Consider the following 12,933-nt stretch of genomic DNA (forward strand, 5'->3'; position numbering starts at 1 on the left):
TCACCGGGATCAACAGGGCAGTCCGGCCATGGTTTCGGTCGATGGAGGCGCTTTTTTCAGGAATCCGCGGCAAAAGCGCATGCGCGGGGGCCTCCTTCGGCGTGACCCCGACGCACCGGGGCTGCGGCGGGAACATCCGGCCCGCACCGGGGTTCAAGCCGCGAGGCGGACGGTTTCCAAGCGCTTCCGCCGCGCCCGGAGTCGATTTTCCCCGATGAAGCTCAATCCTTCCGCCCCGCCCATCCATTCCCCGCAACCCGCGGCCGGGCCGGTGCTGCGCCCCGGCGTCACCTGCTGGCGGACGGAGCGGGCCGGACGGGTGGCGGTGCTGGTCGACGGTGCCGACTATTTCGTCGCCGCACGCGCCGCGATGGAAAAGGCGCAGCACTCGATCCTGCTGGTCGGCTGGGACGTCGATCCGCGCATGCGGCTCGATCCCCACAGTCCGGAGACGCTCGGCCGCTTCCTGGCCCGGCTGATGCGGTCGCGCCCCGGCCTGCATGTACGGGCGCTTAAATGGGACATGCCTTTCCCCATCGCGCTGGACCACCCGCACGAACCGCTGGAGCGCTGGGACCGCAACACCGGCCGCCGGCTGACCGCCCGGCTGGACGGGGAGCTGCCGGTCGGCGCCGCCCAGCACCAGAAGATCCTGGTGATCGACGACGCGCTGGCCTTTTGCGGCGGCATCGACTTCTCCTTCGACCGCTGGGACACGTCGGAGCATCGCGACGACGACCCGCGCCGCCTCTGCCCGGACGGCGAGCCCTACGGTCCCCGCCACGACGTGATGATGATGGTCGACGGCGACGCCGCCCGTGCGCTGTCCGAACTTGCGCGGGAGCGCTGGCGCTGCGCCACCGGCGAGGCGCTGGAGCCCTGCCCCCCGCCAAGTCCTGCTCCCTTGGCCCACGACCCCTGGCCCGACTGCCCACTGCGCGACTGCTCCCACCCGGTGCTGACCGACGCGCGGATCGGCGTGTCGCGCACGGTGCCGGCGACCGACGACAGCCCGGCGATCCGCGAAAGCGAGGCGCTGACCTTCGCCGCCATCGCCGCGGCGGAGCGGACCATCTATCTGGAGAACCAGTATTTCGCCTCAGCCCGCGTCGCCGATGCGCTGGCCCGCCGGCTGGCGGAGCCCGACGGGCCGGAGGTGGTTGTCGTGGTGTCGATGGAAAGCCCGAGCTGGTTCGACCGCATGGCGATGGACACGCCGCGGTCGGTCGCCCTGCGCTGCCTGCGCGAGGCCGACCGCTTCGGCCGCCTGCGCGCCATGACCCCGGTGACCGACCAGGGCGCCCCGGTGATCGTCCATTCCAAGGTGGTGGCGGTGGACGGCCGGCTGCTGCGCATCGGCTCCTCCAACTTGAACAACCGCTCGATGGGCTACGACAGCGAATGCGACCTGACCATCGAGGCGCCGGAGGAGGCCGGACCGGACCGGGACCGGGCGGCGGACGCCATCACCGGCGTGCGCAACCGCCTGCTGGCCGAGCATATGGGCATCGGCCAGGACCGGCTGGAGGCCGAGCTGCGGGAAACGGGAAGCCTGGTCGCCGCCATCGACCGGCTGTGCCGGCAGTCCGGCCGCCGTCTGATCGACCTTCCCGCCGCCGATCCCAGCCTGACCGAACAGGCCTTCGCCGCCCTGCGCATCGCCGATCCCGACGATCCGGACGAGGCGTGGGCCCCGTGGAAGCGCCTGCCCTCGCCGCCGCGCTCCGCCCTGCGCGCGGCGGCCGCGGCACTGCTGACGGTCGGGCTAGCGGCGGGCGCCTGGGGAGTGGTGCAGATGGTGCGCAACGGCGAACTTGGGGATAAGCACAAGCGGTAGGGTTCGCTTCCGTCCCCACAATCGAAACCCCCTGCCCCGCTCGCGCGGGACAGGGGGTTTTCTCATGCTGGGCGGCTGAAAGGGGACGCGAGCCCCCGTCAGCGTGACTGCGCCACCGTCCCGTCGTCGGAGATGATGATCTCGACACGGCGGTTCTGCTGGCGGCCGGCATCGTTGCTGTTGGAGGCCACGGGCTGCGCCTCGCCCATGCCCTGGGTGACGATGCGCGACGGCGGGACGCCGCGGGCAGACAGGGCGTCGCGCACGGCCTGGGCGCGGGCTTCCGACAGGCGCAGGTTGGTGGTGTCGCTGCCGGTGTTGTCGGTATGGCCCTCGATCCGCACGGTGCGGGCTGGGTGAGCCTGCAGGAACTGGGCGAGCCGGTCGATGCGCTCGTAGGCGCCGGGGGTCAGCTCGGCCCGGCCGGTGGAGAACAGGATGTCGCCGAGCGTCATCACGAGGCCACGCTCGGTGCGCTGGGCCTGGAGATCGCGCAGCTGCTGCTCCAGCTCGGTGTTGCGGGCCTGCAGGCGGTAGGTGTCGGCGTTGGCGACCACCGTCTGGGCGCCCTTAACCCCGGCCGTCTCCTGCGCGATCTGCACGCGGCGGCTGACGATGTAGGCCTGGTGATCGACCTCGGCGGAATCGGCGCCCTGGTCGCGCAGCGCCTCGGCCCGGCGCAGGGCCTGTTCGGCGTCGCGCAGCTGCAGCGGGGCGTTGCCGGCGACCTGCGGGTTGGCGGCGGCGAGGCTGTAGTCCTGGCGCGCCTGGGTCAGGGCGGCGCTGTCGGTCGGCTGGGTGGCGCAGCCGGCAAGGCCGATCCCGAGGCCGGCCAGCACCAGGAGGGTGCGGGGAGCGAGCGCGTTCATTGACGCACCTCCGGATAGCTGTAGCCCCAGCTGTTGCCGGTGCTTGTACCGAGCGACCCGGCCGGCGCCGGCGGGACGGCGGACGGCGCGGGGTAGCTGGAGCCGCTGTAGCTGGATCCGCTGCTGCCGGAACCGGTGGCGGGCAGCGTGCCGAGCGACGACCCGCTATAGACCGGAGCACCGTTCGGAGCGGCATTCGGCGCCATCGCCGACTGCGGCGTAGTCGGGGTGGCGGACTGGCGGACCGCGGTGGCGGCCTGCTGGGTCACGGCGCGCTGCGAAGTCACCGTCGCCAGTTCGGCATCGACACGGGCCTCTTCGGCCAGACGGCGGGCGCGGGTGCGCTCGTCGGCGCGCATCGCCTTGTCGGCGGCGGCCAGCTTGTCGCGGGCGCTCTGCAGGGCGACCGGCGCATATTGCAGGGCGTTGGCGCGCTCGGCCTCCTGCACAGCCTGGGAAGCGGCGCCGAGCTGGGCGGTGGGCGGCGGCACGTCGGTGGCGCAGGCAGCCATGCCGAGCGCCGCCGACAGGACGGCGGCGGCACGCCACCGGTTCGTCGTTGCGGGATTGCGGGTCATCGCGTTGGATCCTTTCGGAAACGGCTCTCGCCGGAAATCCTGGCCGAAGCTCCTGGCCGTAAGGCCATGTCCGTTCGGGTGGTTCGTGCCTCAAACGCGCAAGCCGGCCTGAAGGTTCCACAGCGGTTCCACGGCACATCAGCCGCCACCGCGCGGCATCCCGGCCCGGGCATCGCGGCGGCTGTCGCGCCGGTGGCGGACCAGCCGCAGCACATAGGCGGCGATCAGGGCGACGAACAGCAGCAGCGTCGCCGGCACCATCAGGTCGGCGATCCAGGGGAACCCCACCCGCACCAGATAGCCCGTGGCGGCCAGAACCAGCGACCACAGCGTCGCCCCCGCCGCGGCATAGAGCAGGAACACCCCCATCGGCAGCCCGCAGGCCCCCGCGGGGACGGAAATCAGAGTGCGCAGGCCCGGCAAGGGTTGGCACAGCAGGACGGCGAGGCCGCCGCGCCGGGCGAACCATCCGGTGGCGCGGTGGACCTGCTCCGGCTTCACGGTCAGCCAATGGCCGTGGCGGCCGAGGAAGGCTTCGAACCGCTCGCGCCCCATCCAGTGGGCTGGCGCATACCAGACCAGTTCCCCCACCGCGGAGCCGAGCCCGGCGGCCAGCGCCACCAGCAGCAGGTTGAACTCCCCCGTCGCCGCGCCCATGCCGGCCAGCGGGATCACCGTTTCCGCCGGAACCGGCGGCAGCGCGCGGGCCAGGATCAGCATCAGGAAGATGCCGAGATAGCCGAACTGCTGCACGATCTGGATGATCCACTCGGTCATTGGCTCGACGGGGTTGGCCGTGGGTCGGGGGCTTCGATACTGTGAACCGTGCGACCGGGGCCGGCGTTCCCCCGATTGCGCATCCAAGCTCCTCTTGACCCGAGTCAAGGCGCGGGTCGTTCGTCTACGGTTCAGTGTCTCCATCATGACCGCATCCCTCGCCCTCGCCGCCGCCCTGCTGTTCCTCAGCCATGCCCTGCCGTCCTGGCCGGGGGTGCGGCCCGCCCTGATCGCCCGGCTCGGCCGCGGCGGCTTCGTGACGATCCATTCCGTCGGCTCGCTGCTGACGCTGACCCTGTTCGTGCTGGCCTACCGGGCGGCCGACGGCGGGGAGGTGCTGTTCACGCCCTTCAGCTGGGCGGCGCCGCTGGTGGCGGTGGTGATGCCACTGGTTTTCCTATTGCTGGTCGCCCGCGTCACCACCCGCTTCGGCAGCCAGGGCGAGCCCAACCCGCCCCGCGGCATCTACCGCCTGACCCGCGCGCCGGGCAGTCTGGCGCTTCTGCTGTGGGCGCTTGCGCACCTGAACGCCACCGGCGACGGGCGCCGCGTGCTGCTGTTCGCCACCATGGCGGCCATCGCGCTGTTCGCGCTGGTGAAGAACGAAATCGTCCTCGCCCGCAGTCCGGCAGGCCGCGCCTTCCGGGCGGAGACCTCGCTGCTGCCGCTGGCCGGCCCCCAGGGGGTACGCGGCGCGCTGGCGGGACTGGCGGAGATGGGGCCGGCGCGACTGGCCGGAGGACTGGCCGCTTATGGGGGCATGCTGTTGCTGCACCCCTGGCTCTTCGGGGTGGATCCCCTCTACTGGATAGGTTGAGCGCGACGGTGGACTGGCGCATCTGTTGAGACGGGACTGGAGTACCGCGCCTCACCGCCACTGTGCCAGGAAGCCCCGCATGAAAATCCGCGAGATCATGACCCGCGACGTGCAGACGGTCCGGCCCGACGACAGCATCCGCCGGGCCGCGCAATTGATGGACCAGTTGAACGTCGGAATTCTGCCCGTCTGCGAAGGGCGGGATCTGGTCGGCGTGGTGACCGACCGCGACATCACCGTCCGCGCCATCTCCGCCGGCAAGCAGCCCGACCGCTGCAAGGTGGCGGAGGTGATGACCGCCAACCCCCGCTATTGCTACGAGGACGACCCGGTCGGCAGCGTCACCGAGCTGATGGCCGGCCAGCAGATCCGGCGGGTGCCGGTGGTCGACCGCAACGACCGGCTGACGGGCATCGTCTCGCTGGGCGACCTTGCCACGGAGGCCAAGAACGACCGCGCCGTGCAGGGCGCGCTGGAGCGGATCTCCTCCCTCGCAGCCGGACCGGAGCTGACCGGCCCGCAACCCTTCGAAGTGGAAGCGACCATCATGGAACACACACTGGGTCCGGACGACCCGCGGGTCCGCGAACGCGCCTATCGGCTTTGGGAGGAGGAGGGGCGGCCCGAACGCCGCCATCTCGACCACTGGGCGCAGGCCGCCCGCGAGATCGAGGAGGAGGACCGCCGCAATTCGGGCGGTCCCCGCGTCAACAGCCCGGAGGCCGGGCTTGCCGTCCCCGACGACCCCGCCGCCCGCAACCAGCGGGAAGCGGCGGAGCATCTGGGGCAGTCCACGCTGCCGTCCGACCGGTAGGCGGGACGGCGGAGGCGGTCACTCGACTTTGAGGCTGACCGCTTCCATGCCCTTTTCGGTCTGGCGGACGGTCATGCGCACGCGCTGGCCGTCGTCAAGGCCGCGCAGGCCGGCGCTTTCCAGCGCACGGGCCGGGATGAACACGTCGCGCCCGCCGCCGTCCGGCTGCGCGAAGCCATAGCCCTTGCCGCCGTTGAACCACTTCACGGTGGCGCCCATCTCGCTGGTCGGGCCGCTGGCCTGCTGCGGCCGGCCGCGATCCTGGAAGCCGCGACCTTGGCCGCGATCCTGGAAACCACCCCGGTCCTGGCCCCGGTCCTGGAAGCCGCGACCCTGGCCACGGTCCTGGAAGCCCCCGCGGTCGCCGCCGCGGTCACCGAAGTTGCGGTCCCGCGGACCACCGGCATCTCGGCGCGCGCCGAACCCGCGATCCCCACCCCGGTCACCGAAGCCCCGATCCCCGAAACCACGGTCGCCGCCCCGATCCCCGAAGCTGCGCTCGCCGAAGCCACGGTCGCGGCCCTGCGGACGCGACGGGGCTGCGGTGGACAGGTCGACGGAATGCAGGACGCTGACCTGCTGGCCCTTGCGGTCCTCCACGATGTCGACGACGACGGTGGCGCCGTCCGGCAGGGTGGTGTGGCCGGCGGGAACGACGAGCGAGGCCGGCAGAAGGGCGTCCTTGCCGCTGTCCCCGACCTTGACGAAGCCGTAGCCGCGTTCGGGGTTGAACCATTTCACGGTGGCCGTCACCTGGGTGGCGACGACGTTGGGCTGGCGATAGACGTGGCTGCGGGGCGGCTGATTGTGCATGGGAAACCCGAACTCCGGCAAACAGAAGCGGCGCCGCACCGGTCCTGACACGGACCGGCGGACGCCAACCCCTGACACATCGCCCGTCCCGGCGGCTTTGGCAAGTCGGGACCGCTCCGAATACGCCGGACGGGCTGTGGAATCTCACGCCCGGACGGTCAGCCCATCAGGCGGTCCATCAAACGGTCGGGCACCGGCGGCGGTTCGCGCGGCGGAACCGGAATCGGAGCCGGCGGCTCCCCCAGCGGCGGGCGGGACGGATCGCCCGGCACCGGCAACGGCTCGTCGGGGCCGACCGGGGGAATGGACGGCTCGCGCGGCGGGGACGGCGGAAAAGGACCAAGGCTGAAATTCATGCTCGGTGTCCTCCATCGGGGGAAGGGCAACGGTGGTCGGCAGGGACGCGGCGGATCAGCCGCCCCGGCCGTCGGGAGCCGTCTGCGACAGGCGGCGGGCATCGTTCAGGCTTTCCATGCAGCGTGCCTCGTCGCCGTCGCGGGCGGCGCTGCGGGCCGCGGTGACCAGGGCTTCCAGCTGGGCGTTCCGCGCCGCCTGCCCCATCATCCCGCTGGCCCCGCCGGAGCCGCCGGGCCCGCTGTCCGGCGTCGCGCGGGACTCTGCCTGCGGAGCGACGGAGGGGGCGGTCGGCATGTTGCTGCCGGTCGCCGGCGGTTCGATCACCGACCGGTCGCCGACGGCGGGCGGGGCCACCATGCCGCCGGACTGGGCCAGCCGCTCGCTGCCCGCGCCCGATCCGGAACCGGAGCCCTGCTCGTCCCGCGGGGTCGAACCGGACAGGCCGGGTGCCGAGCCGCCGGGAACGGCGACCGGCGGCGGTTCGGTCGACAGGCCGCGGTTGGCGGCGAACTGCTCCACCATCGCGGCGCATCCGGTTTGGGCACCGGAGGTTTGGGCCCCTGAGGTTTGGGCATTGGCCGGCTGGACGGCCAGAAGCCCGGCCGCCAGCGCAAGCGCGAGGGGGGCGACGGGGCCAAGCCTCGTGAAATCTGTCCGCATCGGTCGCATCCTCCTCGGTTGGCTGTGCCACGGACGGCGTATGTCAACCGACTCAACGGCGACCGGCCGGGCCGGGTTCCGGCGGCTGGTTCCGATGGCCGGGCGGAAGATAGGCCCGGCCATGCAGCTTGCTCATTTCGCGGGCAGTCGCCGTCTGCTGTAGAGTGCCGGCCTCCGACCTCAACCAACGGTTCGCAACTCCATCATGATCGCCAATATGGCTGCGCTCGGCGCGGCGCTGTGCTGGGCCGCGGGCGGCCTGATCGCCATCGGGCCGGTTCGGGTGCTCGGCTCCATCGCGTTCAACCGCGTGCGCCTGACCATCGTCGCGGCGGTCCTGCTGGTCGCCACCACGCTGCTGGGCGGCTGGGAGACGCTGGACACCGGCGCCGTCCTGACCCTGGCCCTGTCGGGGGCAGCCGGCATCGTGATGGGCGACATGGCGCTGTTCTGGTCGCTCAGCCGGCTGGGGCCGCGGCGCAACGTGGTGATCTACGCCGCCAACGCGCCGCTGACCGCCCTGCTCGGCTACACCCTGCTGGGCGAGGCGCTGGGAACGTGGACGACGCTGGGCATCGTGCTGGTGACGCTGGGTGTGATGATGGCGGTGGCCCTGCGGTCCGGCTCCACCCACAATTGGGAGGCGGTGCAGGGCAGCCTGCTGGCCGGCGTCGGCGTCTGCCTGGTGGCGGCGGTGGCGCAGGCGGTGGGATCGGTGATCGCCAAGCCGGTGATGGCGGCCGGCGCCGACCCGGTCGCGTCGGCCACCGTGCGGGTGACGACGGCGGCGCTGATGTTCACCGCCATCGGCGCCATGTCGGCGCTGCGCGGGGGCGATGCCGCGGCGGCCGGCGGCGGCCTGTTCCTGCCGCGCGGCCTGACGCCGAAGCTGGCCCTGCAGGTCGCCGGCAACGGGCTGCTGGGCGTCGGGCTGGGGATGACGCTGCTGCTGGTCGGTCTGGCCCACGGCAATGCCGGCGTGGTCGCCACCCTGTCGGCCCTGAGCCCGGTGCTGATCCTGCCGATGATGTGGCTGATGACCGGCCAGCGCCCGTCGCTGGGCGCCTGGGCCGGCGCCGCGGTCGCCGTGGCCGGCGTCGCCCTGATCGTCAACCGGTAAGGGAAAGCCTCAGCGCGCCCGCTCCACCGCGACGCCCAGCGTGGGCAGCGCCGCCTGGAGCGTGGCGGCGGCGCGGTCGGCGGCCTCGCGCAGTTGCGCCTTCAGGGCCGGCACGTCCGGCCGTTCCTGCTCGCAGGCATGCTGCAGGTTGCGGGCCAGCCGCGACAGTTCCAGCAGGCCGACATTGCCGGCCAGCGACACCATGGCATGGGCATCGGCGGCGGCGTCCTTCATGGCCTCCGCCCCGCTGATGCGGTCGACGCGCAGGGCCAGCTCGGCCAGCGTGCCGCCGACGAAGCGGGGAAGCACGTCGCCCCCCAGCGTGTCGGCCAGCGTGTCCAGCGTGGCGCGGTTCAGCACCGGCACGCTGCCCGACACCGGGGCGACCCCGGCCAGCACGGCCGCCTCCTCCGCATCGCCGGACAGGGCGGCGTCGGCATCGGCGTCGGCCTTGGCCGCCAGCCAGCGGTCTACCGCGGACAGCAGGGTGTCGCGCTCGATCGGTTTGGTCACATGGTCGTTCATGCCGACATCCAGGCAGAGCTGCAGCTGATCGGTCAGCGCGTTGGCGGTCAGCGCGATGATGGGCACGGCACCCCGCCGTCCGCCAAGCTGACGGATCGCCGCGGTCGCCTGCAGCCCGTCCATCCGGGGCATCTGCATGTCCATCAGGACGAGGTCGAACTCGCCGCCGCGCACCGCCTCCACCGCCAGCAGGCCGTCCTCCGCCACCTCGACCGTGTGGCCGGCCTTGCACAGGATGGAGGAGGTGACGATCTGGTTCATCGGCACGTCTTCGGCCAGCAGGATGCGGGCGCTGCGCAAGGCGGTTCCCTCCGCCCGCCGCTCCGCCGCGAGGCCGGGGGCCTCCGCCACCGGCAGCGGCAGCTCGAACCAGAAGGTGCTGCCGACGCCGGGGCTGCTCTGCACGCCGATCCGCCCGCCCATCAGTTCCGACAGCTGCTTGGAGATGATGAGGCCGAGCCCGGTGCCGCCGAAGCGCCGCGTGGTGGAGCGGTCGCCCTGGCTGAAGCGCTGGAACAGGTGCGCCTGATCGGCCGCCGGTATGCCGGGGCCGGTGTCGCTGACGGAGAAGCGGATCAGGGCCGGCGCCCCTTCGCCATGCCCGTCCGCCTCCCCCGACAGCAGCCCGACGGAGACCAGCACCGATCCGCGTTCGGTGAACTTCACGGCATTGCCGACGAGGTTCAGCAGGATCTGGCGGATGCGCGCCTCGTCGCCGCGGACGAAGCGCGGGACCGATCCGCCCAGCGACAGCTGCAGCAGCAGCCCCTTCTGCGAGGCGGCGTTGCTCATCAGGTCGCGGCAGTCGCGCAGCAGCCGGTGCAGGTCGAAGGCGCGCTCCTCCAGTTCCAGCTTGCCGGCCTCGATCTTCGAATAGTCCAGGATGTCGCCGATGATCGCCAGCAGCCCCCGCCCGGCCTCGCGCTGCAGTGAGACATACTGGCGCTGTTCCGGCGTCAGGTCGGTGCCCAGCAGCAGGTCGGCGAAGCCGATGACGCCGTTCAGCGGCGTGCGGATCTCGTGGCTCATCGAGGCCAGGAACTCCGACTTCACGCGGTTGGCCGCTTCGGCCTCCGCGCGGGCGGCGGACAGCTCCTCCTCCTGGCGCTTGCGCTCGGTCACGTCGCGGACGACGCCGACCACGACGAACGTGCCGTCGGCCCCAACCGTCGGGCGCATGCTGGATTCGACCCACAGGTAATGGCCGTCGCGGTGGCGCAGCCGGTGGGTGAAGGTGATGGGCGACGATCCCGGCCGCATCCCGGCGAAGGCCATCGCGGCGCTCTCCAGGTCGTCGGGGTGCAGCAGGTTGGCGGGGGCGCGTCCGACGAGGTCCGCCGGATCATGGCCCAGGATGTCGCGCACCGAGGGCGACAGGTAACGCACCGACCCGTCCGCCTGCATCTCCAGGATCATGTCGGTGGCGTTGTCGGCCAGCAGGCGGTAGCGCGCCTCGCTCTCCCCCAGCCGCTGCTCGGCGCCGTGATGGCGCTGCTCGCGCAGCAGCAGGCCGCCAAGGAACAGGGTGCCGAGCGGCACGATGGCGAGCATGGGCGCCGCCGTCCGCCCCGCCACCTGCAACGCCAGCTCCAGCGTGGGAAGCAATGCCAGCGTGGACAGCGACGCCAGCGTCAGGAGCAGGCCGAACAGCAGCAGCGGCAGCACCCCCAGCACGACGCGGCGCCGCGCCACCCAGGCGGAGAAGCCGACGCCGACCAGGAAGGACAGCGCGGCATTGGCGATCCCCGCCTCCATCCCGGCGCCGCCCAGGGAGAAGCGGTAGCCGGCGACGCTCGCCGCCGCCATCGCCGCGGAGACCGGCCCGCCGAACAGGGCGGCCAGCCCGATCAGCGGCGCCCGCGCATCGATGAAGATGCCCGGCCCGATATGGATCGGGTGGACCATGGAGAACAGGGCGGTCAGCGCCATCACCGCGCCGAAGACCACCTGCCGGGTCATCCGGCTCCAGCCGCCGGACCGCCGGATCAGGAAGGTATAGGCGAGAACGACGAAGGCGCTTGCCGCGATGTTCTCGGCAAGGTCGTAGGCCATCGAAGTAAAGTTGCCCAGCATCGCCCGGCCGTCGTCCCCACATCACCCCGATTACCTCTATACCACGGAAGGATGTCGCGAAACCGCTAACACCAAAGGGGTGGGATGTGACCTGAACGGGACAAATGCCGGGCGGAAGCCGGACGGCGGCGCTTCATACTTCTGCGTCGGGCTGGCGGTCGGGGGCCGCGGCGGCGAAGGCCGGCAGGGCGCGGCAGGTCTCGTCGATGCGCAGCAGGGTCGGATAGCCGTCCAGCGGGCAGGACAGCCGTCGGGCGTTCGCCATCTGCGGCACCAGCAGGATGTCGGCCAGACCGGGTTCGTCGCCATGGCAGAAGCGCCCGGTGCGTGGATCGCCGGCCAGCTGTGCCTCCAGCGCGGTCAGCCCGACAGCGATCCAATGGCGGTACCAGTCATCGACCTCCTCCTGGCCGTGGCCCATCGCCTTCAGCCGGCCCAGCACCCGCAGATTGTTCAGCGGATGGATGTCGCAGGCCACCGCCAGCGCCAGCGCCCGCACCCGCGCCCGGCCCAGCGGATCGGCCGGCAGCAGCGGCGGATTGGGGTGCGTCTCGTCCAGATACTCGATGATGGCGAGCGACTGGGTCAGCACATGGTGCCCGTCCGGCCCGTCGACCTCCAGCGCCGGCACCAGATGCTCCGGGTTCAGGTCGGCGAAGGGCGGCTTGGACTGCTCGCCCCGGCGCAGATGCACGAAGGCCTGATCCGGCGCCAGCCCCTTCAGATTCAGGGCGATGCGCACGCGGTAGGCGGCGGAGGATCGGAAGTAGGTGTGAAGTTTCACGGGGGGTGTGTCCTGTGAAGTGTCGCGGCGGGTGCCCCCTCCCCATCCCTCCCCCGCCCTCGGCCGGCCGAAGGCCGGTCCGATCGCGGGAGAGGGGGTAGGAGCTTTGCGGGAGTGCAGCGGCAGTCCCCTCTCCCGCGAAGCGGGGGAGGGTTAGGGAGGGGGCATCCGAAGCCGACACTCTATCAAAGCATCACAGCCCCAGATAAGCCTGCCGCACCCGCTCGTTGCTCAACAGCGCCGCACCGCTGTCGCTCAGCACGATCTCGCCGGTCTCGATCACATAGCCGCGGTCGGCGATGGCCAGAGCCGCGTGGGCGTTCTGCTCCACCAGCAGGATCGTCGTGCCCTCGCGCTTTAGCCGCTGCACGGCGTCGAAGATCTCCGCCACCAGCAGCGGCGCCAGCCCCATGCTGGGTTCGTCGAGCAGGAGCAGGCGCGGTTTCGCCATCAGCGCGCGGGCCAGCGCCACGATCTGCTGCTGGCCGCCCGACAGGGTGCCGGCGGGCTGGTCGCGCTTGACCTTCAGCACCGGGAACATCTCGTAGAGCCGCTCGATGTCGTCGTCGGGCTTGCCGCTGCCGCGGCGGAAGGCGCCGAGGCGGAGATTGTCCTCCACGCTCTGCGGGCCGAACAGCTGCCGCCCCTCCGGCACCTGCACCACCCCTTCGGCGACCCGGCGCGACGCCTTCATCCGGGTGATATCGCAGCCGTCGAAGGTGATGCGCCCGCTGCTGGCGGGGTGGACGCCGGACAGGGTGCGCAGCAGCGTCGTTTTGCCGGCCCCGTTGGCGCCGACCAGCGCCACCAGCTCGCCCTCCCGCACGGACAGGCTGGCCGATTTCAGTGCATGGATGCGGCCGTAATGGCTGTTGAGGCCCTCGATCTCCAGAAGCATTCGGGCCCTCC

The 12,933-nt window shown here is 71.8% G+C and carries 13 protein-coding genes; 4 read left to right on the forward strand and 9 right to left on the reverse strand.

The window, feature by feature from the left end; translation table 11 throughout:
* The first annotated feature begins 214 nt into the window (after positions 1 to 214).
* Positions 215 to 1,837, forward strand: coding sequence for a phospholipase D-like domain-containing protein (locus AB8P05_RS06960; protein WP_472757423.1), 1,623 nt, complete (start codon positions 215 to 217; stop codon positions 1,835 to 1,837).
* Between the two features lie 98 nt (positions 1,838 to 1,935).
* On the opposite strand, the gene AB8P05_RS06965 is transcribed toward AB8P05_RS06960, so the two are convergent.
* From AB8P05_RS06965 to AB8P05_RS06975, 3 genes are all read right to left on the reverse strand, one after another.
* Entirely contained in the window at positions 1,936 to 2,706 is a 771-nt protein-coding gene (locus AB8P05_RS06965; RefSeq protein WP_472757424.1) for an OmpA family protein, read from the reverse strand.
* A complete protein-coding gene (locus AB8P05_RS06970; RefSeq protein ID WP_472757425.1) occupies positions 2,703 to 3,284 on the reverse strand; it encodes a DUF4398 domain-containing protein in 582 nt (193 codons plus the stop codon). Before AB8P05_RS06970 ends, AB8P05_RS06965 begins: the two co-directional genes overlap by 4 nt.
* 138 nt (positions 3,285 to 3,422) lie before the next feature.
* Positions 3,423 to 4,061, reverse strand: a complete 639-nt coding sequence (locus AB8P05_RS06975) for a DedA family protein (RefSeq protein ID WP_472757426.1) — start codon at positions 4,059 to 4,061, stop codon at positions 3,423 to 3,425.
* 145 nt (positions 4,062 to 4,206) lie between these two features.
* Here AB8P05_RS06975 and AB8P05_RS06980 point away from each other — a divergent pair, with 145 nt between their 5' ends.
* A complete protein-coding gene (locus AB8P05_RS06980; protein ID WP_472757427.1) occupies positions 4,207 to 4,878 on the forward strand; it encodes an NnrU family protein in 672 nt (223 codons plus the stop codon).
* Positions 4,879 to 4,957: 79 nt separating this feature from the next.
* Positions 4,958 to 5,692, forward strand: a complete 735-nt coding sequence (locus AB8P05_RS06985; RefSeq protein WP_472757428.1) for a CBS domain-containing protein — start codon at positions 4,958 to 4,960, stop codon at positions 5,690 to 5,692.
* 18 nt (positions 5,693 to 5,710) lie between these two features.
* Here the strand turns inward: AB8P05_RS06985 and AB8P05_RS06990 are convergent, their stop codons facing one another.
* The 3 genes from AB8P05_RS06990 to AB8P05_RS07000 all read right to left on the reverse strand — a co-directional run bounded on the left by AB8P05_RS06990 (position 5,711) and on the right by AB8P05_RS07000 (position 7,522).
* On the reverse strand, positions 5,711 to 6,505 hold the full coding sequence (locus AB8P05_RS06990; RefSeq protein WP_472757429.1) for a cold-shock protein: 795 nt from the start codon (positions 6,503 to 6,505) through the stop codon (positions 5,711 to 5,713).
* A gap of 158 nt (positions 6,506 to 6,663) precedes the next feature.
* Complete coding sequence (locus AB8P05_RS06995) at positions 6,664 to 6,861, reverse strand: hypothetical protein (RefSeq protein WP_149222359.1); 198 nt, start codon at positions 6,859 to 6,861, stop codon at positions 6,664 to 6,666.
* A 55-nt stretch (positions 6,862 to 6,916) separates the two neighbouring features.
* On the reverse strand, positions 6,917 to 7,522 hold the full coding sequence (locus AB8P05_RS07000; RefSeq protein WP_472757430.1) for a hypothetical protein: 606 nt from the start codon (positions 7,520 to 7,522) through the stop codon (positions 6,917 to 6,919).
* 205 nt (positions 7,523 to 7,727) lie between these two features.
* Here AB8P05_RS07000 and AB8P05_RS07005 point away from each other — a divergent pair, with 205 nt between their 5' ends.
* A complete protein-coding gene (locus AB8P05_RS07005) occupies positions 7,728 to 8,642 on the forward strand; it encodes a solute carrier family 35 transporter (RefSeq protein ID WP_472757431.1) in 915 nt (304 codons plus the stop codon).
* 9 nt (positions 8,643 to 8,651) lie between these two features.
* Here AB8P05_RS07005 and AB8P05_RS07010 read toward each other — a convergent pair whose 3' ends face one another.
* The 3 genes from AB8P05_RS07010 to AB8P05_RS07020 form a co-directional block, all read right to left on the reverse strand.
* Complete coding sequence (locus AB8P05_RS07010; RefSeq protein ID WP_472757432.1) at positions 8,652 to 11,240, reverse strand: hybrid sensor histidine kinase/response regulator; 2,589 nt, start codon at positions 11,238 to 11,240, stop codon at positions 8,652 to 8,654.
* A 133-nt stretch (positions 11,241 to 11,373) separates the two neighbouring features.
* Positions 11,374 to 12,024, reverse strand: coding sequence for a maleylacetoacetate isomerase (gene maiA / locus AB8P05_RS07015; protein ID WP_472757433.1), 651 nt, complete (start codon positions 12,022 to 12,024; stop codon positions 11,374 to 11,376).
* 193 nt (positions 12,025 to 12,217) lie between these two features.
* Positions 12,218 to 12,922, reverse strand: coding sequence for an ABC transporter ATP-binding protein (locus AB8P05_RS07020; protein WP_063635298.1), 705 nt, complete (start codon positions 12,920 to 12,922; stop codon positions 12,218 to 12,220).
* Between the last annotated feature and the right edge of the window lie 11 nt (positions 12,923 to 12,933).

The sequence above is a fragment of the Azospirillum sp. VT-I1 genome (assembly GCF_055698305.1).

Coding starts and splice junctions, on each gene's coding strand:
- AB8P05_RS07005 (WP_472757431.1), top strand. CDS start 7,728: ATGATCGCCAATATGGCTGCGCTCGGCGCGGCGCTGTGCTGGGCCGCG.
- AB8P05_RS07000 (WP_472757430.1), bottom strand. CDS start 7,522: ATGCGGACAGATTTCACGAGGCTTGGCCCCGTCGCCCCCCTCGCGCTT.
- AB8P05_RS07020 (WP_063635298.1), bottom strand. CDS start 12,922: ATGCTTCTGGAGATCGAGGGCCTCAACAGCCATTACGGCCGCATCCAT.
- AB8P05_RS06990 (WP_472757429.1), bottom strand. CDS start 6,505: ATGCACAATCAGCCGCCCCGCAGCCACGTCTATCGCCAGCCCAACGTC.
- AB8P05_RS06970 (WP_472757425.1), bottom strand. CDS start 3,284: ATGACCCGCAATCCCGCAACGACGAACCGGTGGCGTGCCGCCGCCGTC.
- AB8P05_RS06985 (WP_472757428.1), top strand. CDS start 4,958: ATGAAAATCCGCGAGATCATGACCCGCGACGTGCAGACGGTCCGGCCC.
- AB8P05_RS06960 (WP_472757423.1), top strand. CDS start 215: ATGAAGCTCAATCCTTCCGCCCCGCCCATCCATTCCCCGCAACCCGCG.
- AB8P05_RS06980 (WP_472757427.1), top strand. CDS start 4,207: ATGACCGCATCCCTCGCCCTCGCCGCCGCCCTGCTGTTCCTCAGCCAT.
- AB8P05_RS07010 (WP_472757432.1), bottom strand. CDS start 11,240: ATGCTGGGCAACTTTACTTCGATGGCCTACGACCTTGCCGAGAACATC.
- AB8P05_RS06995 (WP_149222359.1), bottom strand. CDS start 6,861: ATGAATTTCAGCCTTGGTCCTTTTCCGCCGTCCCCGCCGCGCGAGCCG.
- AB8P05_RS06965 (WP_472757424.1), bottom strand. CDS start 2,706: ATGAACGCGCTCGCTCCCCGCACCCTCCTGGTGCTGGCCGGCCTCGGG.
- AB8P05_RS06975 (WP_472757426.1), bottom strand. CDS start 4,061: ATGACCGAGTGGATCATCCAGATCGTGCAGCAGTTCGGCTATCTCGGC.